This window comes from uncultured Psychroserpens sp., assembly GCF_947503375.1.
In the GTDB taxonomy this organism is placed as follows: domain Bacteria; phylum Bacteroidota; class Bacteroidia; order Flavobacteriales; family Flavobacteriaceae; genus Psychroserpens.
This window is the reverse complement of record NZ_CANNDQ010000006.1, coordinates 281346-306684: the sequence shown is the minus strand read 5'-3', so window position 1 is coordinate 306684 and position 25339 is coordinate 281346. Positions and strand designations below refer to the sequence as shown.

The window sequence follows — 25339 nt, the reverse complement described above, 5'->3', positions numbered from 1 at the left end:
ATGTATGGAGTAATGGTGCAACTGGAGCAGAAATTGAAGTTACACCAACTGGTACAACCACATATACTGTAACTGGTGTGTTAAATGGTTGTGAAGCAACAGATGAAGTTATGGTTATTGTTGAACAAATCATATTTCTAGCTAGTGCAGGAGAAGACCAATCAATATGCCAAGGCTATGAAGCAACGCTAACAGCCTCGGAAGGAGATTCATATGTATGGAGTACAGGTGAAACGACACAAAGTATAACTGTAAGCCCTAACTCTACTCAAAACTATACTGTAACCGTTTTTGAAGGAGATCAACAGGCGCAAGATGATGTTACCGTTTTTGTCAACTTAAACCCAACTGTTGTGATTGCCAATGGAGGAGAGGTTAGTATCCTAGAAGGAGAGTTCATTACGCTATCAGCATCTGGAGCTAATACTTATGAATGGAGTAATGGTGCAACACAGCCTAACATAGCAGTTAATCCTTCAGCATCAACAACGTATTCTGTAGCTGGATATATTAACAATTGTTCTGATGTAAAATCTGTAACTGTGAACGTAGTAGAAACAGTGGAGGCATACGCAGGAGAAGATTTAACGATATGTTCTCAAGATGCAATTACATTAGTTGCTACGGGTGGTGATGAATATTTATGGAGTACAGGAGAAACAACTCAGAGTATCACAGTCGAACCAGATGAAGATACTGAATATTCAGTATTGGTTTATAACGAATTGGATTCTGATGAAGATTCTGTTATGGTTTTTGTGAACGATTGTTCACCTGACCCTGGAATTGAAGATCCTCAAGCATTTGACTTACTCGTATATCAAGAGCCGGCATCTGATGTTATTAAAGTAAAGATATCTGGTGTGCAGACAGTGAATGTAAATGGTATTTCTATTTATGATTTGGCTGGAAAGCTCTTATATAATGAACAGGTTGATGATTCTGGTGTTGATGTTTTAGAAAAAGAAATCAATACATCTCAGTTTTCAAGAGGTATATACATTGTTCGACTTATGTATGATGATAAATCGATCGTAAAAAAGATTCCTATACGTTAGTATTCAATGATCTAATCTATTTATGCCTATAGAAAATATACCAAAAAGTCAATCTTAGCCTAGGTTGACTTTTATAATTTGATTACTATAGATTGTATCGTTGCAGTAGAATCACAGTTTTGAATTTGTAACTGAATGGATTTTTCCTCGTAAGTATTTTCTAATAGATAAGTTTTACAGCCATCAGATTTCGTGTTGCTTTCAGAAAAATCAATTTTACCTGTTTTAATAAGGTTAGCAATATCCAAAGTATCCATATTATACTTTAGCATTGAAGCTTCAGAAGTACTTGAGTATACTTTCTTTTTGATAGAAATATTTTTAACTGTTCTAGCGTTAGGGCCATAAGCACATGAGGTTTTTTTTCCACTTAAAAAAAAGGCAAGTATGATAAGACCAATGGAGAAGCCACCCAAATAGTAGCCGATTCGGTGTATTAATTTCATTTGTTTATTTAATTTGTTTTTAGAAGATTAACAAATTAACATCACTACAGTCAAGATCAAACCAATCTGCAACAGATTTATTAGTTAATATTCCGTGGTAAAAATACAACCCATTTTTTAAACCACGATCAAAACGGATGGCATTTTCTATACCACCATCTTCAGCAATTTTCAGAAGGTAAGGTGTAAATATATTACTTATCGATACTGATGCAGACCTTGAGTAACGAGCAGGAATATTTGGAACGCAATAATGAATAACTCCATTATACTCAAAGGTAGGCTTATCATGATTTGTAACTTCACTGGTTTCAAAACAGCCTCCCATATCTATACTAACATCTATAACTACAGCTCCATTTTTCATTGTATCTACCATAGTTTCGGTTACTACAATTGGAGATCGGTTTTTACCTCTAACCGCACCAATGGCAACATCACAGCGCTTAAGTGCTTTGATAAGATTTTTGGGTTGCAATGTTGACGTATAGATGGTACGTCCTAAGTTAGATTGAATACAGCGTAATTTGGTTATTGAGTTATCAAACACTTTTACATTAGCACCAAGACCAATAGCTGAACGAGCGGCAAACTCACCAACAGTTCCTGCACCAATAATAACAACTTCCACAGGAGGAACACCGCTTATGTTTCCAAACATTAACCCATTTCCACCATTAACATTAGACAATAACTCTGACGCAATAAGTATTGAAGCCGTACCAGCAATTTCACTTAATGAGCGTACAGCAGGATAAGCACCATCTTCGTCTTTAATGAATTCAAATGCTAATGCAGTAATTCGTTTAGAAGCTAGTGCTTCAAAATATTTTTTACTTTGTGTTTTTAATTGAAGTGCAGAGATTAGTAAGGTTTGTGGATTAATATGTTTAACTTCGTCAAGGGAAGGAGGCTCTACCTTTAAAAGAATTGGACATGAGAATACTTTTGCGGTATCATTAGTCACTTCAGCACCTGCATCACTATAGGTTTTGTCTTTAAAGTTTGCACCTTCACCTGCACCAGATTCTATCATAACGCGATGTCCATTAGATACCAGTGCAGAAACTGCGTCAGGAGTTAAACACACACGTTTTTCTTGAAAATGTGTTTCTTTTGGTATACCAATAAATAAGTTACCTTTTTGTCTTAAAACCTCTAGAGTCTCTTCTTGTGGCAATAATTGTGCTTTTGTAAATGGCGATAATGATTTACTCATTAGGTTGTGATTGAAAATTCAAATTACAAATAATTATTTGAATATTTAAAATTATATCTATATTAGATGTAGATAATTTTCTATATATTGATTGTTGTTATGAGAAAAACCAGAGTAAAAGATATTATAATTCCAACTTTGATTCTACTAGTCACCTTTGGTTATTTTTTAGATTTATTTATTCCTGATAATTTAGTTGAGGTTGATTTGTATTTTTTTAAGATTGGTAGTTTTGGTTTTCCTTTTTTCAGGAATTTAATCTATTTCTGCAAGATGAAGCTGTTAATACTTATGTTTTCAATTTTATGGTTTATTACTTGTAGATATTGGTGGAAAAATGCCATTTTGGTCATAATCATTATTGAGTTATTTAAATTGTCCAGCATTTTTAATACTAATATTGAAAACTTATATGTTTTAGACTTTATTCATAGTTTGCCTTTTACTTTACCAGTAATTATTTTATTATTATTTATTTCTAATAAATTTAACTACTATAGCTCATCATATAAAATGAGTTCATTATTAGATAAAGAGATTGACAATGTTTTTTTTGATCTCTATAGTGAAAAAGACCTTGAGTTAAGTCAATTAGAAAAAGAAATATTAAAAATTAAAAAGATAAAAAAAGTAGTTGGCAATAAAGCATATATAGACAGGCTAGTAACAATTCGCAACAAATTTTATAAAACTAATTAATGAATTTGTTATTTGATAATAAAAGATTCAAACTGGATTTAGTGATAATGGTGTTTATTATAATAATACCATTCTTATATTATATACACAACATTTTTCCAGAAAACCAATCATTATTGGAAACAAAATATTTTGTATTCGATTCAGGTTATTTTGAAGATATAAATTTTTTTGCTTGGTTAATAATGACAAAAATATTAACATTATGTATATTATCTATTTGGTATATTACGTGTAAATATAAATGGAAATTTATTCTACTAGTACCTATTATAATTGAAATATATAAACTATTAGTTAATTTCAATTTTGCTAAATATGGTTCTGAAGATTCAGTTTATATCCAAACATTCATTGGTTTTATTGTTTATTTCTTTATTTTACTTTTTTTTAAAAAAACATTCAATTTTTATGCTAACAAAAATACCTCTAATGTGTTGATAAATGAAGAGATCAATAAGCAATTAATAAAAATATCGAAGTTTGATATTAAGGACTACAAGGAGGTCAAGAAAAAATTAGTGGAACTTCAAAACGACAAGCACAAGCTAGAAAAAAAACAATATTTAATTCAGTTAATAGCACTAAGAGATCAAATAACTTTCTAGTTTCTTTTACGTTTAGTTTCATCTATTTCATTTAAAATCTCATCTAAAAGCGCCTTTTTCTCTTCAGACCATTGTGCCTTAAGTCGATCATCAATATAGGCTTCTATCTCACTTTTAGTTCTAGTTTTCTGTCTAGATGTATCGTCTACAAACATATCGCCTTTACCAGTAATCAGCCAAACTAAATTTACTTGAGGGTATTCCTTTACGATACGTTCTATAACATCACTACCTACTGACGCATTGTTTTTCTGCATACGCAAGGTATAACCATTAGCTGTGCCAATAGAAATATCAAATTGACGGGCACTTAGACCGAGTGCTGAAACTACTTTAATAATACGGTTTATGGTTTTGCTCATTTTTTAGTTCCAAAAAGATTAGTTTGTTTACCTTATAAATTTGTGTATACTACAAATGTAGGTTTTTTTCTAATTAATTCTATTTTGTGTAGAAAATTTTCTATATTAGCAATACTAAGTTTATTTGAGTTTTACAAAGTCGCTCATTTAAGGTTGGTATTAAGCTTAATTTTCTGAACTAACGTTAGTTTTTTTATGACTTTGTGATAGATTTTGTGGCTTTGTACGTTTTCGACTTTGGATATATTAATTATTAATCCACTTGTACAATTAGTATAAGTATAAATTGTGAAAATTATGACTGCAAATAACAACATCAATTATAAATTAATGCTTTTCATTATTTCTTTAGTTGTATTATCAAGTTGTCAAAACGAAGAATTACTTAGTGATCAGGAAAAATCATTTGATGAAACTGGATATAATACTATATTTAAGAAAGGTAAACTAAGTGATTTTAAAAACTTGAATCAATTCATATCTAGTGACATAGTAGATTATAATAATTTAAATCTACAATTTAGATCATCAACAGAAGATGTTAATGGATTCACCATTATTACAAGTGATATCATACAAGCTGAGAGTAATAACAGCACAACGTTTACGCTCAAAATTGTTAAGGATAATCAAGAGGCTAATAGTTTTAGTAACTTAATTATTAGCTTTGATACTCAAGGTGCTACTAAGGCTTACATTATAAACTATTATCCTACTGAAAATTACCTAGCTAATGTTGAAATAGACCCTAAAGCTTCATTTCAAGGGCAATATAGTATTGAGAGTATTAACTACAATGGAGATTTAGATTATCTTTACGAAGAGTCTAGATACAATTGTGAGTACATTACCATTCAATATTGCAATTGGAGTGAAGGTAATGAAGAAGGTGAAGAACATCTAGCTGGTGAAAATTGCACTGCTAGTTTTATGTATTCTAAAACTTATATGGTTTGCCGATATGTAGCAGATTATGAGCCGCATACTGATAATTCGTTAGGGTCGCCAAATCATTCATCTAGTGGTGGTGGCGGTGGAAATAGTTCTAATACAACTACAAAGCCAGAATACGTAAAACCTTGTGAGATAGCGAATACTGATATTAATATGGGAGATGGTAGTGTGAGCTTAACAGAAAATACATGTAATGAAAGTAATACAGAGTCAAATGAAACAGTAGACGATTGTATGAGTGTAATTGATGAAACATTGATAGAGCAATTAAATACATCATTAGGCACTGCTAATTATGCGATTGATTGTTTGTTGTCTGAAGAAAACACCATAGGTTTTGATTCTATTGAAGCATTAGAATCACTTTTTGACGAAATTAATAATTCTACCGAAGGTAATAGTAGTGTTTCAGTTGATACTCAAAACCAAACTATTAAAACAGAAACTATTAAGATCAATTCTAATCCTGATGTTTTTTTTGAGGTGCAGTTTGTATTGAATTCATCTGAAATAGATGATGGATTGGAATATTCAATAACTGATGTAAATACAAATTTGATCGGCAGTACATTTTTTATGGAATGGGAGGAAAGTACACCCACTTTGATACAAAATATCGAAAATGAAATAGTCATTCAAATAAATGGACACATTACGTTTGGTGTTGAAGTATTTGGTGTCCCGCTGAATGTGATCAAGCCCTACGTGTGTATCTTAAAAATAAATAAGCAAACAGGAAATACTATTTTTAAATGGTTTTATGAGAATGTTTAATATCAAAGTTTTTTATTTATGGAACAAAATATCAATGAAGGTTTAGGATCTGGAGCTATTTGGATCTATATCTGCTATTTCTTAATTATTGTTGCAATCGTAGTATTTATAAGATTGTATTTACGTCTTATGAAATATTTGAAGCTTAAGATTATGCAGCTTGAAAATCAATAGCTATAAATAGCAACTTGTACTTTTAACATGATCAAATCTTGTGTTTTCTTTGAAATGTTAATTTAACACCTATACATTAAAGAAATTAATGAGGTTTGTATCAAAATGATTACATAACAAATAGTCATGCTTATTAGATTTTTTTGCTGTTTTGATTCTAATAAACCCGTATAGAAAAGCAAATAATCTTCTAAGTTTGAAGATAAAGTATTTGATGAAAAAAGTTAATATCTAACATTATAATAGAGTTTAACAGCATTCAGTACAATAAAAAACGACAACTATTGCTATAATAGTTGTCGTTTTAGAAAGGAACCATTTAAATTTATTATACCTTTTTCATTACGTTAATTATTTTATGTTTAAGCATGAAGTATCACATCGTAAATATTTATTGAGAGATATAATTTTGTAATCTTAATTACATTTTCACCATTTCCAATTTACTTCTATTTTTTGTTTTCTGTGGGTATTAAATCACTGAAAGTTGGTTTTGTAACACTTAATTGTAATTATTATTACGATTTACAGTCGATGACATATATGATCTCAATCAAACTAATTTTTATAATTACGTATATTTTATGGTTTCTATCTTGTAAAAACTGGTGGAGATGGCTACCTTAGTTCCTCTTATATTTAGTATTTACCATTTGATAGTAGTTTTAAATGATGAATTAGATTAAGCTGATCAGAAAGAATTCATTTTATCTTTTTTTGTTTCAATACCTATAATTATAGTTTTAGTATATCTATCAAAAAAATTGAATTATTACTCTAAATCTAGAAACTTAAATGAAGATTTAAATAGTGAAATAAATTCAGTTATGGAAGAGGTCTCTTTATTAAATATAAAAGATTTTAAGGCTATACAACAACAAGTAATCAATTTAATAAAAAAAGCAAGTGTATTTATCAAAGTTAATCAAATTAAGAAATAATCTGAATGAATTATTACTTAAAAATATTGCTTAAATTTACCTAAAATAGTTTTTGGTTTAAACATGAATTCTTCTTCCAATTCTTGCATTGTTTTATCTGCATTATTGATTTTATCAAACATTTGTGCTCTAATTAAATAAATAGATGGAATAACAATTGCCATTATTGGTATGAAGTATTGATACTCAAAATTATCGTAGTATTCAAAGTCATCATTTAACAGCCCTACAATCTGGACAATATACATAACTATTGGAACAAGTAATGCATGATACCACCAATGGCGACAAGTAAAAAACCAAACTAGAAGTAAAGCTAATGGTATTGCTTTTCCTGACAATAACCACAACATTGTATTTACATCTTGAAAATAAGTACTTTCGTATGTAAACAAAAAAGTGGTCCAAGTTTTTTCATTTGGAACACTTTCATGTAAATAAAACAAGTATGGAGTTATACCAATAAATGTTGCTATTAAGCTACCTTTGATTACGGCTTTTCTATCCGTTGGTAGGCTTCTTGATTGTCTTAGATTTCTTTTGGATTTCAGATTTGATTTGTCCATCTAAATTAATAATGTCAGTTGCTTGAGCTGTGAACAACATTCCACCGAAAATCGCAATTGCTAATACGTACTTTTTAGTTTTCATAATATTAAGGGATTAATTAATTAATAGTTCAAAAATATAACGCTAATCATATTTTGGCTGTTAATCGAGTGTTAAAAACAACTCTTACAATCACCTTTATGTTACGGTTTTTCCGTAGTATACAGTCTTAGTGCGGTCTAAAGCGATATGTTTATTATGCGTTCTTGTAGTGCTCCATAGCGTTTTTCTGGGTTAATAATTCGTTTTGGCTCAATTTGAGGGTTCTTGAGGTCTGATTATGCTGTTCAATTGTAATGCTGCTTACTTCTTTAGGTAATAGGTTTTTTGCCAATTCTGGCCACTCTATGAACATCCAATTATTATCTGTATTTAATAAATAATCTTCAAATCCAAAATTCAATATTTCAACTTCATCATTAATCCGATATAAATCAAAATGATATATAGTAAAATAATCAGACTTATACTCATTCACTAATGAAAATGTAGGGCTAGATACATCATCTATACTTCCTAATGCTTTAACCATAGACTTGATTAAGGTGGTTTTACCAACTCCCATATTACCATGCAATAAAACAATCTTCGAATTAAGTTGTTTTAAAATCACCTTAGCAATCTTATCTAATTCATCAATATGATAGCTGATTTCCAAAATCTATTACTTATAATTTTGTTTTATAATCAAATTTGTACGCAATAATAACAATAAATATTGACAAAAACTAGAAAAAAATGCATTTCAACGGATTTTTGTGCATTACACAGATGATTACTTAGGGGTCATCACTACAAAAGGTATAATCATTTCCTCAAGCGAAACACCACCATGTTGGTATGTATTACGATAGTAACTCACATAATGATTATAATTATTCGGATAGGCTAAAAAATAATCACTCTTAGCAAAAATAAAGGAACTACTCATAGTAAGGGCTGGCAAATAAATCTGTTTTGGATCTTTAGCAACTAAGACATCTCTATCCTCATAGGTGAGACTCCTACCAGTCTTGTAACGCAAATTCAAACTTGTATCACGATCACCAATAACTTTTGAAGGATTCTTAACATTAATAGTACCATGATCTGTAGTTAATATTAATTTAAAACCTAATTGCTGAGCTTGTTGTATCATTTCTAGTAATGGCGAATTCTTAAACCAGCTAACCGTTAATGAACGATAGGCTTTATCATTTGATGCCAATTCTTTAACAACGTCCATTTCTGTTTTAGAATGTGATAGCATATCGACAAAATTATATACAATTACTGACAGATCATTATCTCTTAAAGTTTTAAAATTTTCAACTAAACGTTTACCAGATTTTAAGTTAGTAATTTTATGATATTCTGTTTTTAAATTCTGAAGTCCTAAACGCTTTAACTGTGCTTGCAAGAACTCTGCTTCATGTAGGTTTTTCCCGCCTTCATCAATATCATTTTTCCACAAATTAGGATGCAACTTCTCCATATCGCTTGGCATCAATCCAGAAAAGATTGCATTTCTTGCATACTGCGTTGCAGTAGGAAGAATACTGTAAAATGGAATTTCTGCAGTTTTTTTGTAATAATTATTTACTATTGGCTCAAAGGCTTTCCATTGGTCATAGCGCAAGTTATCAATTACTATCAGTAATGTTGGTTGAGTATCACTAAGTTCTGGAACCACCTTTTCTTTAAACAATGTATGCGACAATGTTGGTGAATCATTACCATGATTAAACCAATTACGATAATGCTTATCTATAAATTTACCAAATTGTTGATTAGCTTCATTTTTTTGAGACTCTAATATCTCAGTCATTCCAACATCCTCAATATCTTCGAGTTGTATCTCCCAGTAAATTAGCTTTTGATAGAGTTCAATCCATTCTTCATACGAATTGACCATAGATAAATCCATCGCTATTTTTCTAAACTCTTGCTGGTAGTTTGAAGTGGTTTTTTCTGAAATAAGTCTAGAATGGTCTAAATTCTTTTTGAGACTTAATAAAATTTGATTGGGATTAACCGGTTTTATTAGGTAGTCTGCAATTTTATTACCTATAGCTTCCTCCATAATATATTCTTCCTCACTTTTAGTAATCATTACTACTGGTAAGTTAGCTCGTCTTTCTTTGATTTCATTTAAGGTTTCAAGACCTGTAAGACCAGGCATATTTTCATCTAAAAAAACAATATCAAAGTTTGTATCATCGATTATTTCTATTGCTTCTGTACCACTTTGACATGTAGTAACTTTATACTGTTTTTGTTCTAAAAAGAGAATATGAGGTTTTAATAGGTCAATTTCATCATCAACCCAAAGAATATTTATAGTGTTCATGTATATTTGTTTAAAATTAATGTAAAAGCTTTCGTTTGAAAACAAGTAACAAACTTAAAATCTTTAACGACCCAATTTACGGATTTATTACGATTCCAAATTCGCAAATTTTTGATTTGATCGAGCATAGGTATTTTCAGCGCTTAAGGCGCATTACACAAATGGGACTGTCTTATTTAGTTTATCCAGGAGCTAATCATACTCGATTTCATCATGCTATAGGTTGCATGCACTTAATGCAGAAAGCAGTCAATGTGCTTCGTTTTAAAGGTGTTACAATAAGTGATGAAGAAGAAAACGCTCTGTATTCTGCAATTTTATTACATGATATTGGTCACGGTCCATTTTCTCATGCTATGGAACATAGTATCGTAAATGGTGTGTCTCATGAGTCTATTTCTCTTTTATTTATGGAAAAACTCAATTCAGAATTTAACGGAAGTTTAACGCTTGCTATTAAAATTTTCAAAGGAGAATATACTCGTCCATTTTTATGTGAACTCATATCAAGTCAATTAGATATGGATCGCGCCGATTATTTAAAACGAGATAGCTTTTATACTGGAGTTGCTGAAGGCAATATCAATAGTGACCGCTTAATCACTATGCTGAATGTGGTTGACAACAAATTGGTAGTTGAAGAAAAAGGAATATATAGTGTTGAAAAATTTTTAGTTGCTAGACGCTTTATGTATTGGCAAGTCTATTTACATAAAACAGGTTTAGTTGCAGAGCAATTGTTAACACGTGTTTTAAAGCGTGCAAAAGTATTGAGTAATAAGGGCGTAGAGCTTAATGCAAGTGAAACTTTGAAATACTTTTTAAACCATGAGATCACTTTAAAAAACTTTACTCATGTTACACTTGAAGCCTTTTCAAAATTAGATGATACAGATATTGTCATGGCTATGAAAACATGGCAATATCATGATGATTTTGTATTGAGTCAACTTTGTGAAATGATTATTAATAGAAATCTGTTAAAAATTAAAGTCAAAAATAAACCTATTAAAAAAAATTATATTCAAGAGCATCTCGAACTCTTAATGGATAAGCATAATATTTCCATAGACGACGCCTCATATTTTGTATTTACAGATATGATATCAAATCAGGCATACCAAGCAAAGAATCAAGGTATAAAAATACTCCAAAAGACCGGTAAAGTGGTAGATATAAGTAAAGCAAATGATCAATTCAATATTAAAACACTATCTAAACCAGTTAGTAAATACTACATTTGTTATCCAAAATAGTGTTTTTAGATATTTGTTTAGCAACTAACACTATACATCAAAATAGATAATTTCTAATACATTTTTCATATTTTTGCGAGAATGAATTTTACAGCACAACAAATAGCTGGAATCTTAGAAGGCGATATCGTAGGCAATCCTGATGTTGAAGTCTCTAAGCTTTCAAAGATTGAAGAAGGAACAGAAGGTTCTTTAACCTTTTTGGCTAATCCTAAGTATAAATCGTATATCTATTCTACAAAGGCATCAATTACTATAGTAAATAAGACCTTTGAGCCAGAAAATGAAATAAGTACCACACTTATTAAAGTTGAGGATGCTTATAAATCTTTTTCCAAATTATTAGAATATTACAATCAAGTAAAACTTAATAAACATGGCATAGAGCAACCTTCATTTATATCTGAATCTTCAAAAATTGGTGAAGATATTTATGTTGGTGCATTTAGTTATATAGGTGACAATGTCAAAATTGGAAATAATGTAAAGATTTTTCCAAATTCATATATAGGTGATAATGTAACCATAGGTGATAATACCCTTGTTTTCTCTGGAGCAAAAATTTACTCTGAATGTGTAATTGGAAGCCATTGTGTCATAAATTCTGGTGTCATAATAGGAGCAGATGGTTTTGGTTTTGTGCCTAATGAAAATGGAGAGTATAGTAAAGTACCGCAAACTGGCAATGTTATTATTGAAGATTTTGTAGATATTGGAGCAGCCACTACTATTGACAGAGCAACTTTAGGCTCTACTGTCATAAGAAGTGGCGTAAAGCTGGATAACCAAATACAGATTGCTCATAATGTTGAAATAGGTAAAAATACGGTTATTGCTGCTCAAACTGGAATAGCTGGCTCAACTAAAATTGGTGAAAACTGCCAAATCGGTGGGCAAGTAGGAATAGCTGGTCATATCACCATTGGTAATAATGTTAGAGTTCAAGCGCAATCTGGTATTGGAAGACATGTTAAAGATAATGAAGTACTTCAAGGTTCTCCATCATTCGCTTATGGAGACTGGAACAAGTCATATGTATATTTTAAAAACTTACCAAAGATTGTTAAAACCATTAATGATTTAGAAAAAAAAGTAAATGGCAATAATTAAGACTGACGTCAAGCAAAAAACAATAGAAAAAGAAGTATCCTTAAAAGGTGTTGGATTGCATACAGGTAAAGATGTGACATTAACATTTTGCCCTGCACCAACAAATAATGGATTTGCTTTTAAAAGGATTGATCTCGAAGGAAATCCGCTAATCGAAGCTGATGCTAATTATGTTACAAATACTCAAAGAGGTACCTGTTTAGAGAAAAACGGAGTCACAATTCAAACATCAGAGCATGTTTTAGCTGCATTAGTTGGTTTAGATATTGATAATGTCATCATTCAACTTGATGCTTCTGAACCTCCAATCATGGATGGTTCATCAAAATTCTTCGTTGAAGCATTAGAAAAAGCTGGAATTATTGAGCAAGATGATTATCGTGAAGAATATGTAGTATCTGATGTTATTTCTTATGCAGATGAAGAGTCTGGTAGTGAAATCATTGTAATGCCAGCAAAAGAATATCAGGTTACTGCTATGGTCGATTTTGGGACAAAGGTTCTTGGTACACAAAACGCTACTCTTAATCATGTTTCAGATTTTAAAAATGATATAGCCGACTCCAGAACATTTAGTTTTTTGCATGAAATAGAAATGCTCCTTGAAAACGGACTAATAAAAGGCGGAGATCTCAACAATGCAATTGTATATGTAGATAAAGAATTATCTCAAGACACCATGGATAAACTAAGAGTGGCTTTTAATAAAGATTCAATAGCTGTTAAACCTAATGGTATACTAGACAATCTAACACTTCATCATCCAAACGAAGCTGCGAGACACAAATTACTTGATGTAGTTGGTGATTTAGCCTTGGTAGGAACTCGTATCAAGGGCAAGGTAATAGCAAATAAACCTGGTCACTTTATTAATACTCAATTTGCTAAGAAAATATCCAAAATCATAAAAAATGAACGTCGTAATAATGTTCCACAAATAGATTTGAATCAAACACCTTTAATGGACGTGAATCAAATCATGGATATGTTACCTCACAGACAACCATTTTTGCTTTTAGATAAGGTTTTTGAACTTTCAGATTCACACGTGATTGGAATGAAGAATGTAACTATGAATGAAGAGTTCTTTAAAGGTCACTTTCCAGGAGCTCCAGTAATGCCTGGTGTTTTAATAGTAGAAGCAATGGCACAAACTGGAGGCATATTGGTACTGAGTACTGTACCTGACCCAGAAAATTACCTCACGTTTTTTATGAAAATAGACAAAGTGAAGTTTAAGCAAAAAGTAGTGCCAGGCGACACTTTAATATTCAAGTGTGACTTAATTACACCTATTCGTAGAGGGATATGCCATATGCAAGGCTATGCCTATGCTAATGGAAAACTATGTGCTGAAGCAGAGTTAATGGCACAAATATCAAAAGTAAAGTAATATGAACCAACCTTTAGCATACGTACATCCTGGAGCAAAAATAGCGAAGAATGTAGTTATAGAACCATTTACTACCATATATAATAATGTCACCATAGGAGAAGGAACATGGATTGGTAGTAACGTTACAATTATGGAAGGCGCTCGTATAGGAAAAAATTGTAATATTTTTCCAGGATCTGTGATCTCAGCTGTGCCTCAAGACTTGAAATATAACGATGAAGATACACTCACTGTAATTGGCAACAACACTACTATTAGAGAATGCGTAACCATAAATAGAGGAACTACAGATAAAATGAAAACCGTCATCGGTGACAATTGTTTAATTATGGCCTATTGCCATGTAGCTCACGATTGTATTGTTGGTAATAATTGTATTTTTTCTAACAATAGTACATTAGCTGGCCATATTACAGTAGGCGATTATGTGGTTTTAGCTGGAATGACAGCTGTACATCAATTTTGCTCTATAGGAAACCATGCATTTGTAACTGGTGGATCATTAGTGAGAAAAGATGTACCTCCTTTTGTTAAAGCAGCTCGAGAACCGTTATCGTACGTTGGCATCAATTCTGTAGGTTTGCGTCGCAGAGGTTTTTCTACTGAAAAGATTCGAGAAATTCAAGATATATATAGAATCTTATATCAAAAGAACTATAACAATACACAAGCATCAGATTTGATTGAAGCAGAAATGGAAGCTACACCTGAACGTGATGAGATTTTGCAATTTATCAAAAATTCACATCGTGGAATAATGAAAGGTTATTTTAAATCTAATTAAACTAACAAACTAAATAATACAATCTAACTATTTAAAAAAAAGAAAATTAGCATATATGGCAAGTACTTCAGATATTAGAAATGGATTATGTATCAAGTATAATCATGACATCTATAAAATAATAGAATTCTTACATGTTAAACCAGGAAAAGGGCCTGCTTTCGTGAGAACAAAACTAAAAAGTGTAACAACAGGTAAAGTGATCGATAATACATTTTCGGCAGGACATAAGATAGATGATGTTCGCGTAGAAACTCACAAATTTCAATTTTTATACCATGATGGAGAGTTTTATCATTTTATGAATCAAGAAGATTATACCCAAATTCGTTTATTAGAAGCAGCTTTAGATAGACCAGATCTAATGAAAGAAGGTGAGGTGGTAACAGTATTAATTAATACTGAAGACAATCTTCCTCTATCTATAGAAATGCCAGCAAGTGTAATTCTAGAGGTTACACATACAGAGCCAGGTGTGAAAGGTAATACTGCTACAAATGCTACAAAACCAGCAACAGTTGAAACTGGTGCACAGGTAAATGTACCATTATTTATTAATGAAGGTGATAAGATCAAAATTGAAACTGATAAAGGCACCTATAAAGAAAGAATTAAAGAATAGTATTCTTTTCTAAACTATGAAGTTTCCTAAACCGCATACCTTAAAACAAATTGCAGCACTTATTGATGTTGATTATGTAGGTAAAGATGATTTCCCTGTATTAGGAATGAATGAAATACATGTTGTTGAACCTGGAGATATAGTATTTGTTGATCATCCTAAGTACTATGATAAAGCACTAGAGTCTGCAGCCACTATTGTTCTAATCAATAAAGAAGTAGATTGCCCTAAAGGAAAAGCATTATTAATTAGTGATGACCCTTTCAGAGATTTTAATAAATTAACTTTCCATTTCAAACCGTTCAAGCCCTCTAATGTTTCAATAGCTCCTTCTGCTAAAATTGGTAAAAACACTATTATTCAACCTAATTGTTTTATAGGGAACAATGTAATAATTGGTGATAATTGTGTTATACATTCTAATGTTAGTATATATGATAATACAGTTATTGGTAATAATGTTAACATTCACGCAGGAGCAGTACTAGGCGCAAGTGCATTTTATTATAAAAATAGACCCGAAGGTTTTGATCAACTAAAATCTGGAGGTCGTGTAGTGATTAAAGATAATGTAGATATAGGCGCGTTATGTACTATCGATAAAGGTGTTACTGCAGATACCACAATAGGAGAAGGCTCTAAACTAGATAATCAAATTCAAGTAGGCCACGATACTATTATTGGTAAAAAGTGTCTTATAGCATCTCAAGTTGGGATAGCAGGATGTGTTGTAATAGAAGATGAAGTTACTATTTGGGGACAAGTTGGTATTACTAGCGGAATAACTATTGGTAAAAAAGCTGTTATTTCTGCTAAAGCAGGTGTAAGTAAATCTTTAGAAGGTCATAAAAGTTATTTTGGTGTTCCAGCTGATGATTTCAGAAGTAAATATAAAGAAATCGCTGCAATAAAAAAGATTCCAGAAATTATTGAAAAATTAAAAAACATTTAGAATGTCTGCAAAAGAAATCGTCAAAGCATTTTATGATCTAGATTTAGCAAAAACTAATAATGCTATAGATTTTATTCATGAAGACTGTTATTTACAGTGGAATAGTAGTAATGGATTTACAGAGCTAAACTACGAAGGCATAAAACATATGTTAGATGGCTTAAAAAAGTCATTTCTATCATTTAATTATAGAGTAAGTCATCTTCTAGAAGATGACAATACAGTTACGGCAAGATATACAATCTATGTTACGCCAATTGAGCAACCAGAAAAAGAAGATGCATTAGCACATTTTATTTCTATTTGGGAGGTTAGAGATGGAAAAATGTATAAGGGATTTGAGATTAGTCAATTAGCAGACGTAAGTTCTGAAAGCCTAAACTCGTATGCAGAAATAAAAGTCTAAAAAGATACAGAATTACTGTTCAAAAACTTATTTTTGCACTCAAATCCTATAGGATTGAATTAGAATATCATAAAATATTAAAAATTTAAATTTAGATACATACTATGAGCGTCTTAGTTAATAAAGATTCAAAAATTATAGTTCAAGGGTTTACAGGTAGTGAAGGAACATTTCATGCCAGTCAAATGATTGAATATGGTACTAATGTCGTAGGAGGTGTTACACCAGGAAAAGGAGGGCAAACACATCTTGATAAACCTGTCTTTAACACCGTAAAGGAAGCAGTAGATACTGTTGGAGCAGATACAACAATAATTTTTGTACCACCAGCATTTGCCGCTGATGCAATAATGGAAGCTGCAGACGCAGGTATAAAAGTAATAATAACAATTACAGAAGGTATTCCCGTTGCTGATATGATCACAGCTTCAAACTACATAAAAGATAGAGATTGCCGCTTAATAGGTCCGAATTGCCCTGGAGTAATTACTCCTGAAGAAGCCAAGGTAGGCATTATGCCTGGTTTTGTGTTTAAAAAGGGTAAAGTTGGTATCGTTTCAAAATCTGGGACATTAACCTATGAAGCAGCAGATCAAGTTGTAAAACAAGGCTTAGGTATTACTACTGCTATTGGAATAGGAGGCGACCCAATTATTGGTACGACTACCAAAGAAGCAGTTGAACTTTTAATTAATGACCCAGAGACAGAAGCAGTTGTTATGATTGGCGAGATAGGAGGTCAATTAGAAGCTGATGCAGCGCATTGGTATAAAGAAAGTGGAAGCAAAAAACCAGTTGTTGGTTTTATCGCTGGAGAAACTGCACCAGCTGGACGTACAATGGGCCATGCAGGTGCTATTGTTGGCGGAAGTGATGATACTGCTCAAGCTAAGAAAAAGATAATGAGGTCTTGTGGTATTCATGTTGTAGATTCACCTGCAGAAATTGGAAAAAAAGTAGCTGAAGTAATTCGCTAAATTTCTGTTAAAATAAATATAAAAACTCCACGTTATCATTCCGTTAGCTTTACTTTAGCTAACGGAATTTTTTATTTTAATATTAATCAATCAAACATGAAACACATTAATTTATTTGTTTTGGCTTTACTCGTAAGTATTACTTATAGTTGTAAAACCGAAAACACTAACAATTCAGATTTAGCTTATGCAGTTGAATCTAAAAACGACCCTAACGGTTTTTCATATGAAACTGTAGCTAATGATCCAACAGGTTTACGCCTTTATACATTAGATAATGGACTTAAAGTATATTTAAGTAAAAATATCGACGAACCAAAAATCCAAACCTATATAGCAGTTAGAGCAGGATCAAACTATGATCCTAAGGAGTCTACAGGATTGGCACATTACTTAGAGCATATGGTCTTTAAAGGAACTGATGAAATCAGTTCATTAGACTGGGAAAAAGAGAAGGAATATTTAAAACAAATATCCGATTTATATGAGCAGCATAGAGCAGAAACTGATCCTGATAAAAAACGTGAGATTTATCGTAAAATAGATGAAGTCTCATTAGAAGCATCAAATTATTGTGTTGCTAATGAATATGATAAAATGGTTGGATCGCTTGGTGCAACAGGAACTAATGCACATACGTGGTTTGAAGAAACAGTCTACAAAAACAAAATTCCAGCAAACGAATTAGACAAATGGCTAAGTTTAGAAAGCGAACGTTTTAGTCAACTTGTACTTCGTTTGTTCCACACTGAATTAGAAGCGGTTTTTGAAGAATTTAATCGTGGTCAAGATAACGATTTTAGAAAGCGATATGCAGCAATGCTAGATGGATTATTTCCAAATCATCCTTATGGTCAACAAACAACTATTGGTACAGGAGAGCATTTAAAGAATCCTTCAATGGTAGATATACATAATTACTTCAATAAATATTATGTGCCAAATAATATGGCAATGGTATTGGTTGGTGATATCGATTTTGATGCTACTATTGCTAAAGTAAATGAAACTTTTGGAAAGCTTGAGCGTAAAGAGGTTGTTCATCCAACGCTGCCAAAAGAAGAAGCGATTACCACTCCTGTGGTAAAAGAAGTTTTCGGCCCAACTGCAGAAAATATCTCTATTGCTTTTAGAACTGAAGGTATCGGAAGCGAACAATCTAAAATGATTACTATGGCTGATATGATATTAGCAAATGGTAATGCTGGTCTTATTGACTTGAACTTAAATCAAAAACAAGCAGTGCAAAATGCAGGTTGCTCTCCAACATTCTTAAATGATTATGGATACCACTCATTCACAGGGACGCCAAAAGAAGGGCAAACTTTAGATGAAGTAAAAGATCTAATTTTAGCTCAAATTGATAAACTGAAAAAAGGAGAGTTTGAAGATTGGATGTTAGATGCAGTAATAAATGATTTAAAACTAAATCAAACACAACGATACGAAAACAGTACCGCACTTGCTAGTGCTTACTTCAATGCGTTTATACATCATGAAGATTGGTCTGATAAAGTGAAATTTTTAGAGGATTTAAAAAAGATAACTAAACAAGAACTCGTTGACTTTGCAAACAACTTTTATAAAGATAATTATGTGGTCACTTACAAGCGCAAAGGTGAAGACAAATCAATTGTTAAAGTTGAAAACCCAGGAATTACACCAGTAAACTTAAACAGAGATAAAAGTTCTGAGTACTTAACAAATTTTAATAAAATTGAAGCAAAACCATTGCAACCTCAATATGTAGATTATAAAGAGGCTATCAAAACAATCACTACAGATAATGATATTGAAGTATCTTATATCAATAATGATCTGAATGATCTATTTAATATGAATATCATTTTTGATATGGGAAGTGATAACGATAAAAAACTTGGATTAGCTGCTCGATATATGGAATATCTTGGAACAGATAAATATACAGCTGAGGAGTTGAAAAAAGAATTCTACAAGTTAGGAGTAAACTATTATGTAAGTGCTGGTGCAGAAACTACATACGTAGGACTTAGCGGATTAAAAGAAAACCTGCCAAAGGGCCTAGAATTATTAGAGCACTTATGGAATAATGCTATACCAGATCAAGATGCTTATGATAAATATGTGCAATCTATAGCAAAAGGACGTCAAGATAATAAAACTCAAAAAGGAAGTATCCTATGGAATGGTTTAATGAATTATGGTAAATATGGCGAAAATTCTCGATTAAGAAACATCTTCCAAATTAGTGAACTTGAAGAAATGGATCCTCAAGAGTTGGTAGATATTGTCAAGGGAATGAAAGATTATGATCAACGTGTTTTTTATTACGGAAAAGATATTGATTCAGCTGTAGCAGCGTTAAACCAATATCATACTATTCCTGGAGAATTAAACACCTACCCAGAAGCAATGGCTTATGCCGAAAAAGAAACTGGAGGAAATGTATATTTTGTTGATTATGATATGGTACAATCTGAGATGCTGTTCTTAGCTAAAGGAGAGCCTTTTAAAGCTGAGAATATGGCAGCTTCAACACTATTTAATTCTTATTTTGGAAGTGGTTTATCATCTATCGTATTCCAAGAAATTAGAGAATCGAAATCCTTAGCATATTCTGCATTTTCTAGTTATAGTACTGCAGCTAAAAAAGAAGATTCTAACTATGTAATGGCATATATGGGAACTCAAGCAAACAAAATGCCGCAAGCTGTTGACGCTATGATGGAACTAATGACTAATATGCCAGAGGCAGAAGAACAATTTACTGCAGCTAAAGAAGCAGCGTTAAAAAAACTAGCCGCACAGCGTATTACAAAATCTAATATCTTCTGGACCTATGAAGGTCTTAAAAAGAGAGGAATTGATAATGATCACAGGGAAGCCATGTATAATACCATTAAAAATATGACTATGGAAGATTTACGTGATTTCTTTAACACCAACATTAAAGGCGAAAGCTATAATGTTATGGTCATTGGAAATAAGAAAGATATCGATTTTGAAGCATTAGGAAAATTAGGAAAAGTTCAAGAGATGGATGTTGATTATCTATTCAATTATGAAAAACCTGAAGCTTTAAAAATGTAAATGACCACACATTAATAACATAAGAAGCAGTTACGTAAAGTAGCTGCTTTTTTTATTCGGTAATTCTGCTAGTCAATATATAAAACCGAATTACTTTCTTATCTTTAGAGACTTATTTTAATCAATTTTTAAAAATGAAAAAATCAACCATTCTTTGTGCATTAAGCATATTATTCTGTATGCAATTCAACTATGCACAAAAATCAAAAAAAGAAGACAAACAACCATTAGATGAAATTAAGATTAGTGGACTTAAATGGAGGAGTATTGGGCCATCATTAACCTCTGGTCGTATTTCAGATGTTGCAGTAAATCCCAATAATCCTTTTGAGTATTATGTGGCTGCATCTGCTGGAGGTGTATGGAAAACTGTAAACGCTGGTGTAGAGTTTACACCAATTTTTGATAATGAAGGTTCGTATTCAATTGGTTGTGTAACCATAGATCCAAATAATACAAATGTTATTTGGGTTGGAACAGGTGAAAACAATAACCAACGTTCGGTATCTTATGGGGATGGTGTTTATAAATCTATAGATGGAGGCGCTACATGGAAACATATGGGCTTAAAAACGTCAGAACACATTGGAAAGATCATTGTGCATCCAGATGATTCTAATGTTGTATATGTTGCAGCAATTGGGCCTTTATGGCGAAAAGGTGGCGATAGAGGATTGTATAAAACTACTAATGGTGGAGAAACTTGGGAGAGTATTTTAATTGTTGATGAACATACAGGCGTTAATGATGTAGTTATGGATCCAAGAAATCCAGACGTATTATATGCATCTACATTGCAACGAAGACGTCATGTTTATACCTATGTTGGTGGAGGTCCTGGTTCTGGGCTTCATAAGAGCACAGATGGAGGTAAAACATGGGTCACTAGTCAATCTGGTCTGCCAAAAGTTGAATTAGGAAGAATTGGCTTGGCAATTTCACCTGCAGATCCAGAAATAATCTACGCTATCGTAGAAGCTGCCAATGGTGAAGGTGGGTTTTTTGCATCTACAAATCGAGGGGCAAGTTGGGAAAAACGAAGTAGTCATAGAACAAGTGGTAACTATTACCAAGAAATTATTGCAGATCCAATAGATCCAAATACGATTTACTCAATGGACACTTGGATGTCTGTAAGCCATGATGGCGGTAAAACATTCAATGGCGTAGGTGAAGTCTTCAAACATGTTGATAATCATTGCATGTGGATAGATCCAAATAATAACAAGCACTGGCTTGTAGGATGTGATGGAGGTATGTATGAAACATTTGATGCCGCAAAAACTTGGGATTTTAAAGAAAACATACCTGTAACTCAGTTTTATAAAGTAGCTGTAGATAATGATTACCCATTTTATAATGTGTATGGTGGTACACAAGATAATTTTAGCATTGGTGGCCCATCTAGAGTATTAACTAATCATGGTATAACTAATTTTGATTGGTTTATTACCAATGGAGGAGATGGCTTTGAATCTCAGGTTGATCCTGAAAACCCTAATATTGTTTATGCACAATCGCAATATGGTTTTTTAGTAAGATACGATAAGAAAAGTGGAGAGATTGTAGGAATACAGCCTTCTGAACGTGATGGTGAAGATGCGTATCGCTTCAATTGGGATTCACCATTAGCAGTTAGTAATCATACTTCTGGGCGCTTGTACTTTGCAGCAAATAAGGTGTTTCGTTCAAATGATTATGGTAATAGTTGGAACGTAATAAGTGATGATTTATCCCAACAAATAGACCGAAATAAACTTAAAGTTTATGATAGAATTGTGAGTATTGATGCTGTAGCCAAGAATGGATCAACATCATTATATGGAAGTATTGTAGCTTTGTCTGAATCACCAATAGATGAAAACTTGATTGCTGTTGGTACAGATGATGGGCTAGTTCATATTACAGAAAACGGAGGCGCTTCTTGGAGAAAGATCTCAAGCATTTCTGGAGCACCAAAACAATCTTATGTTAATGCTGTTTATCTATCAAAACATGATGCAAATGTTATATATGTCGCTTTTAATCATCATAAATACGGAGATTTTAAGCCTTATATCTTTAAATCATCAGATAAAGGAACTACTTGGTCTAATATTAGCAGCAATTTACCTGATGGTAGTATATATGCTATAGAAGAAGACCATATGGATAAAGACTTGATTTTTTGTGGAACAGAATATGGTGCTTATTTTTCACCAAACCAAGGACAACGTTGGAAAGAACTTTCAGCAGGACTACCAACAATTGCTGTTAGAGATATTGCTATTCAAGAGCGTGAGAATGATTTGGTTTTAGGGACTTTTGGTAGAGGTTTTTATGTCTTAGATGATTATTCGGCACTACGAAGTGTTGAAAATATTAAACCTAGTGAAACAGCAAAACTTTACAATATTCGAGAGGCTTTAGTATGGGAAAAAAGCATGCCACTTGGTTTACCTGGAAAAGCGTTTCAAGGTGATAATTTTTACACTGCAGATAACTTAGGTCCTGAGGCCATGATTACATTTTATTACAATGATACTTTTAAATCATTGAAGGATAAGCGTGAGGAAAAAGAAAAAGAGCTCATAAAAAATAAAAAGGACACGCCATATCCAGATTATGATGCGCTTAAAGCAGAACGTAATGAAGCAGAGCCAAAACTAGTGTTTACCATAAAAAATAGTGATGGAGTCGTTGTAAAAAAAGAGTTCAAAAAGCCTTCAGAAGGTATACAGCGCTTCCATTGGGATTTAAGATATACATTACCAAACCCAATCGATTTGAGTACCTCGTCATTTTATAACCCTTGGGAACCTATTGATGAAGGTACACTTGTAGAGCCAGGGACATATACTGTTCAAATGGATATGTATAAAGATGGCATGATGACTTCATTAGTTGATCCAAAACCATTCACTGTAAAAGCACTCAATAATACTGTAATGCCAGCTACCGATAAAGCAGCAAAAGTAGCTTTTCAAAAACAAGTAGCTCAACTAGAAGCAGATTACTCAGCTTCACGTAGCATTATTAGTGAAGCTAATAATAAGCTAAAGTATATTAAAGCAGCTATTGAACGCTCTGAACAACCTTATGAAACGTTATCAGCTTCTGTATTAAAAATTGAAGACCAATTAAAGGCTATTAATACTCAGCTCTATGGAGACCCTATTAAATACTCATTAGATATTAGTCAACCGCAAACACCAGCGAATAGAATTGGGAAGATAAGCTATGAACAAAAATATTCAACGTCAGCTCCAACTAAGACACATAGAGATAGTTATGCCATCGCTAAAAGGCAAATTGATGCTATTAAACGTAAAATAGAAGTAGTATATAATGAAGATATTAAAAAGCTTGAAGAGCAATTGATCGCTTCTGGAGCACCATATACTCCAGGTCGTGGCTATGAGAACAAAAATTAATAACATGTAATCATGCAATATAACCAGCTGTAATTATTATGGCTGGTTTTGTTTTGCAAGTATAAATAAATGTATTTGTTAAGATTTTTTTAAAACACTTGTGTGTGTTTTATTTTTTTATAAATTATTATAAATCAAAACATTAAAACATATTATGAAAACTATATTTTTAACTCTATTATTTACACTTGGACTAACTTTAAGTCACGCACAACCCTATCCACCAGTTAGAGATGGTAGTTCAGAAATTGAAGCTAAGACAGATAAAATTGCTGATACATACGATGCTAAATTAGCAATGACAGCAAAACAAAAAGTGCTTTTCAAATTAAAAGTTGAAGACTATTTGATCAAGCGTCAAAATATTGAGGAAAAATATGATGGCAGAGATGAACTCAATGCACTTTTTAATTTGCAAATACAGGAAACAGCTGACATGAATGATATTTTAACAAGAATTCAAATGCAAGTCTACAAAAAGGTTAAGCCAGAAATTCAACCTCTGAAAATCATTGATACAAAAACTAAATAGAGTATAAATTTTTGTTAAGTATTGTTTAATCATCTATAAAACAATTGAAAATTTGTAACTTTAAATAGAAGAATTTTAATATAAATCGAATGAAGTCTAGACTTACATATTCTTTTTTTCTAATATTTAGTATGCTATTCATTGCATGTAATTCTAGTAAATCAGTAGTAACAAGTGAGCAAATAGCTTTTTTAGACTCAATGATTCAAAACAAATCTTTTCATATAGAATCTGATAGAGCGTATCCGCAAGTAACTTCAGCTATGGGTTCACTTCAAGGCTCAGGACTTATTCCTCCTGGAAGTAATGTTAATCAAATGAACATTCTTGGTATCGATAACTACTTGAGAATAGTTGGCGACAGTATTAAAGCCTACTTGCCGTATTTCGGTGAGCGTCAAATGCAAATCAATTACAGTAGTGATGACAATGCAATTCAATTTAAAGGATTAATGAAAGATTATGAAGTAGAAAAAAATCCAAAAGACGAAAGCTACACTATTAAATTTAAGACTAGAAGCAATACCGAATCATTTCGTGTAAACATTAAATTATATCCTAATAGAAAAACCGATATGACGTTGTATGGAGCTGGTCGTTTTCCTATTAGTTATTCAGGATATGTTGGTTTAATCGAAGAGTAAAA

At 32.0% G+C, this 25339-nt stretch carries 23 protein-coding genes; 17 read left to right on the top strand and 6 right to left on the bottom strand.

Translation table 11 applies throughout. The annotated features are described in order from the left end of the window. Nucleotides 1–1058: T9SS type A sorting domain-containing protein (locus Q0876_RS12280; protein WP_299228291.1), on the top strand; the 1058-nt coding region annotated here is incomplete at its 5' end. A 71-nt stretch (nt 1059–1129) separates the two neighbouring features. Here Q0876_RS12280 and Q0876_RS12275 read toward each other — a convergent pair. Together Q0876_RS12275 and Q0876_RS12270 are read right to left on the bottom strand one after the other, a co-directional pair. Then, nucleotides 1130–1504, bottom strand: coding sequence for a hypothetical protein (locus tag Q0876_RS12275; RefSeq protein ID WP_299228289.1), 375 nt, complete (start codon nt 1502–1504; stop codon nt 1130–1132). A gap of 19 nt (nt 1505–1523) precedes the next feature. After that, the gene (locus Q0876_RS12270) at nt 1524–2723 is read right to left on the bottom strand and encodes an alanine dehydrogenase (protein ID WP_299228287.1); all 1200 of its coding nucleotides are present in this window, start codon (nt 2721–2723) and stop codon (nt 1524–1526) included. 99 nt (nt 2724–2822) lie between these two features. Between Q0876_RS12270 and Q0876_RS12265 the strand changes: the two genes are divergently transcribed. After that, entirely contained in the window at nt 2823–3422 is a 600-nt protein-coding gene (locus Q0876_RS12265) for a hypothetical protein (RefSeq protein ID WP_299228285.1), read from the top strand. A 116-nt stretch (nt 3423–3538) separates the two neighbouring features. Next, the gene (locus Q0876_RS12260) at nt 3539–4030 is read left to right on the top strand and encodes a hypothetical protein (protein ID WP_299228283.1); all 492 of its coding nucleotides are present in this window, start codon (nt 3539–3541) and stop codon (nt 4028–4030) included. Here Q0876_RS12260 and Q0876_RS12255 read toward each other — a convergent pair. Continuing rightward, the gene (locus Q0876_RS12255; RefSeq protein ID WP_299228281.1) at nt 4027–4392 is read right to left on the bottom strand and encodes a hypothetical protein; all 366 of its coding nucleotides are present in this window, start codon (nt 4390–4392) and stop codon (nt 4027–4029) included. The genes Q0876_RS12260 and Q0876_RS12255 overlap by 4 nt on opposite strands. A gap of 297 nt (nt 4393–4689) precedes the next feature. On the opposite strand from Q0876_RS12255, the gene Q0876_RS12250 reads away from it, so the two are divergent. Together Q0876_RS12250 and Q0876_RS12245 are read left to right on the top strand one after the other, a co-directional pair. Continuing rightward, nucleotides 4690–6120: a hypothetical protein gene (locus tag Q0876_RS12250; RefSeq protein ID WP_299228279.1), complete on the top strand. Its 1431-nt coding sequence runs from the start codon at nt 4690–4692 to the stop codon at nt 6118–6120. 18 nt (nt 6121–6138) lie between these two features. Further along, nucleotides 6139–6294 (top strand): hypothetical protein, encoded by a 156-nt coding sequence (locus Q0876_RS12245; RefSeq protein ID WP_299228277.1) that lies wholly within the window; start codon nt 6139–6141, stop codon nt 6292–6294. A gap of 958 nt (nt 6295–7252) precedes the next feature. Here Q0876_RS12245 and Q0876_RS12240 read toward each other — a convergent pair. The 3 genes from Q0876_RS12240 to Q0876_RS12230 all read right to left on the bottom strand — a co-directional run bounded on the left by Q0876_RS12240 (nt 7253) and on the right by Q0876_RS12230 (nt 10173). Next, on the bottom strand, nt 7253–7801 hold the full coding sequence (locus tag Q0876_RS12240) for a hypothetical protein (RefSeq protein ID WP_299228275.1): 549 nt from the start codon (nt 7799–7801) through the stop codon (nt 7253–7255). A gap of 239 nt (nt 7802–8040) precedes the next feature. After that, nucleotides 8041–8502, bottom strand: coding sequence for a tRNA (adenosine(37)-N6)-threonylcarbamoyltransferase complex ATPase subunit type 1 TsaE (gene tsaE, locus Q0876_RS12235; RefSeq protein ID WP_299228273.1), 462 nt, complete (start codon nt 8500–8502; stop codon nt 8041–8043). A gap of 117 nt (nt 8503–8619) precedes the next feature. Further along, on the bottom strand, nt 8620–10173 hold the full coding sequence (locus tag Q0876_RS12230) for a bifunctional response regulator/alkaline phosphatase family protein (protein ID WP_299228271.1): 1554 nt from the start codon (nt 10171–10173) through the stop codon (nt 8620–8622). A gap of 35 nt (nt 10174–10208) precedes the next feature. Here Q0876_RS12230 and Q0876_RS12225 point away from each other — a divergent pair, with 35 nt between their 5' ends. The 12 genes from Q0876_RS12225 (at nt 10209) to Q0876_RS12170 (ending at nt 25337) form a co-directional block, all read left to right on the top strand. Beyond that, entirely contained in the window at nt 10209–11429 is a 1221-nt protein-coding gene (locus tag Q0876_RS12225; protein WP_299228269.1) for an HD domain-containing protein, read from the top strand. Between the two features lie 81 nt (nt 11430–11510). Continuing rightward, nucleotides 11511–12539, top strand: coding sequence for a UDP-3-O-(3-hydroxymyristoyl)glucosamine N-acyltransferase (gene lpxD / locus Q0876_RS12220; protein WP_299228267.1), 1029 nt, complete (start codon nt 11511–11513; stop codon nt 12537–12539). After that, nucleotides 12526–13932 (top strand): bifunctional UDP-3-O-[3-hydroxymyristoyl] N-acetylglucosamine deacetylase/3-hydroxyacyl-ACP dehydratase, encoded by a 1407-nt coding sequence (locus tag Q0876_RS12215; RefSeq protein WP_299228265.1) that lies wholly within the window; start codon nt 12526–12528, stop codon nt 13930–13932. The genes lpxD and Q0876_RS12215 overlap by 14 nt, the downstream gene beginning before the upstream one ends. Nucleotide 13933: 1 nt before the next feature. Next, entirely contained in the window at nt 13934–14719 is a 786-nt protein-coding gene (lpxA, locus tag Q0876_RS12210) for an acyl-ACP--UDP-N-acetylglucosamine O-acyltransferase (protein ID WP_299228263.1), read from the top strand. 55 nt (nt 14720–14774) lie between these two features. Continuing rightward, complete coding sequence (efp, locus tag Q0876_RS12205) at nt 14775–15341, top strand: elongation factor P (RefSeq protein ID WP_299228262.1); 567 nt, start codon at nt 14775–14777, stop codon at nt 15339–15341. Between the two features lie 16 nt (nt 15342–15357). Next, the gene (locus Q0876_RS12200) at nt 15358–16293 is read left to right on the top strand and encodes a UDP-3-O-(3-hydroxymyristoyl)glucosamine N-acyltransferase (protein ID WP_299228260.1); all 936 of its coding nucleotides are present in this window, start codon (nt 15358–15360) and stop codon (nt 16291–16293) included. Nucleotide 16294: 1 nt separating this feature from the next. Beyond that, complete coding sequence (locus Q0876_RS12195; RefSeq protein WP_299228258.1) at nt 16295–16699, top strand: nuclear transport factor 2 family protein; 405 nt, start codon at nt 16295–16297, stop codon at nt 16697–16699. Between the two features lie 104 nt (nt 16700–16803). Beyond that, complete coding sequence (gene sucD / locus Q0876_RS12190; protein ID WP_299228256.1) at nt 16804–17676, top strand: succinate--CoA ligase subunit alpha; 873 nt, start codon at nt 16804–16806, stop codon at nt 17674–17676. A gap of 96 nt (nt 17677–17772) precedes the next feature. Beyond that, nucleotides 17773–20748, top strand: coding sequence for a pitrilysin family protein (locus tag Q0876_RS12185; protein WP_299228254.1), 2976 nt, complete (start codon nt 17773–17775; stop codon nt 20746–20748). 134 nt (nt 20749–20882) lie between these two features. Then, on the top strand, nt 20883–24161 hold the full coding sequence (locus tag Q0876_RS12180; RefSeq protein WP_299228252.1) for a glycosyl hydrolase: 3279 nt from the start codon (nt 20883–20885) through the stop codon (nt 24159–24161). Between the two features lie 154 nt (nt 24162–24315). Beyond that, entirely contained in the window at nt 24316–24693 is a 378-nt protein-coding gene (locus Q0876_RS12175; protein ID WP_299228250.1) for a hypothetical protein, read from the top strand. Nucleotides 24694–24782: 89 nt separating this feature from the next. Beyond that, entirely contained in the window at nt 24783–25337 is a 555-nt protein-coding gene (locus Q0876_RS12170) for a DUF4251 domain-containing protein (RefSeq protein WP_299228248.1), read from the top strand. Nucleotides 25338–25339: the final 2 nt, after the last annotated feature.

Bases quoted from the DNA above. Each gene is read 5' to 3' on its own strand.
- lpxA (WP_299228263.1), top strand. From the start codon at position 13,934: ATGAACCAACCTTTAGCATACGTACATCCTGGAGCAAAAATAGCGAAG.
- Q0876_RS12230 (WP_299228271.1), bottom strand. From the start codon at position 10,173: ATGAACACTATAAATATTCTTTGGGTTGATGATGAAATTGACCTATTA.
- Q0876_RS12200 (WP_299228260.1), top strand. From the start codon at position 15,358: ATGAAGTTTCCTAAACCGCATACCTTAAAACAAATTGCAGCACTTATT.
- Q0876_RS12180 (WP_299228252.1), top strand. From the start codon at position 20,883: ATGAAAAAATCAACCATTCTTTGTGCATTAAGCATATTATTCTGTATG.
- Q0876_RS12170 (WP_299228248.1), top strand. From the start codon at position 24,783: ATGAAGTCTAGACTTACATATTCTTTTTTTCTAATATTTAGTATGCTA.
- Q0876_RS12270 (WP_299228287.1), bottom strand. From the start codon at position 2,723: ATGAGTAAATCATTATCGCCATTTACAAAAGCACAATTATTGCCACAA.
- Q0876_RS12255 (WP_299228281.1), bottom strand. From the start codon at position 4,392: ATGAGCAAAACCATAAACCGTATTATTAAAGTAGTTTCAGCACTCGGT.
- Q0876_RS12175 (WP_299228250.1), top strand. From the start codon at position 24,316: ATGAAAACTATATTTTTAACTCTATTATTTACACTTGGACTAACTTTA.
- Q0876_RS12245 (WP_299228277.1), top strand. From the start codon at position 6,139: ATGGAACAAAATATCAATGAAGGTTTAGGATCTGGAGCTATTTGGATC.
- Q0876_RS12265 (WP_299228285.1), top strand. From the start codon at position 2,823: ATGAGAAAAACCAGAGTAAAAGATATTATAATTCCAACTTTGATTCTA.
- Q0876_RS12275 (WP_299228289.1), bottom strand. From the start codon at position 1,504: ATGAAATTAATACACCGAATCGGCTACTATTTGGGTGGCTTCTCCATT.
- Q0876_RS12240 (WP_299228275.1), bottom strand. From the start codon at position 7,801: ATGGACAAATCAAATCTGAAATCCAAAAGAAATCTAAGACAATCAAGA.
- efp (WP_299228262.1), top strand. From the start codon at position 14,775: ATGGCAAGTACTTCAGATATTAGAAATGGATTATGTATCAAGTATAAT.
- lpxD (WP_299228267.1), top strand. From the start codon at position 11,511: ATGAATTTTACAGCACAACAAATAGCTGGAATCTTAGAAGGCGATATC.
- sucD (WP_299228256.1), top strand. From the start codon at position 16,804: ATGAGCGTCTTAGTTAATAAAGATTCAAAAATTATAGTTCAAGGGTTT.
- Q0876_RS12185 (WP_299228254.1), top strand. From the start codon at position 17,773: ATGAAACACATTAATTTATTTGTTTTGGCTTTACTCGTAAGTATTACT.
- Q0876_RS12250 (WP_299228279.1), top strand. From the start codon at position 4,690: ATGACTGCAAATAACAACATCAATTATAAATTAATGCTTTTCATTATT.
- Q0876_RS12215 (WP_299228265.1), top strand. From the start codon at position 12,526: ATGGCAATAATTAAGACTGACGTCAAGCAAAAAACAATAGAAAAAGAA.
- Q0876_RS12195 (WP_299228258.1), top strand. From the start codon at position 16,295: ATGTCTGCAAAAGAAATCGTCAAAGCATTTTATGATCTAGATTTAGCA.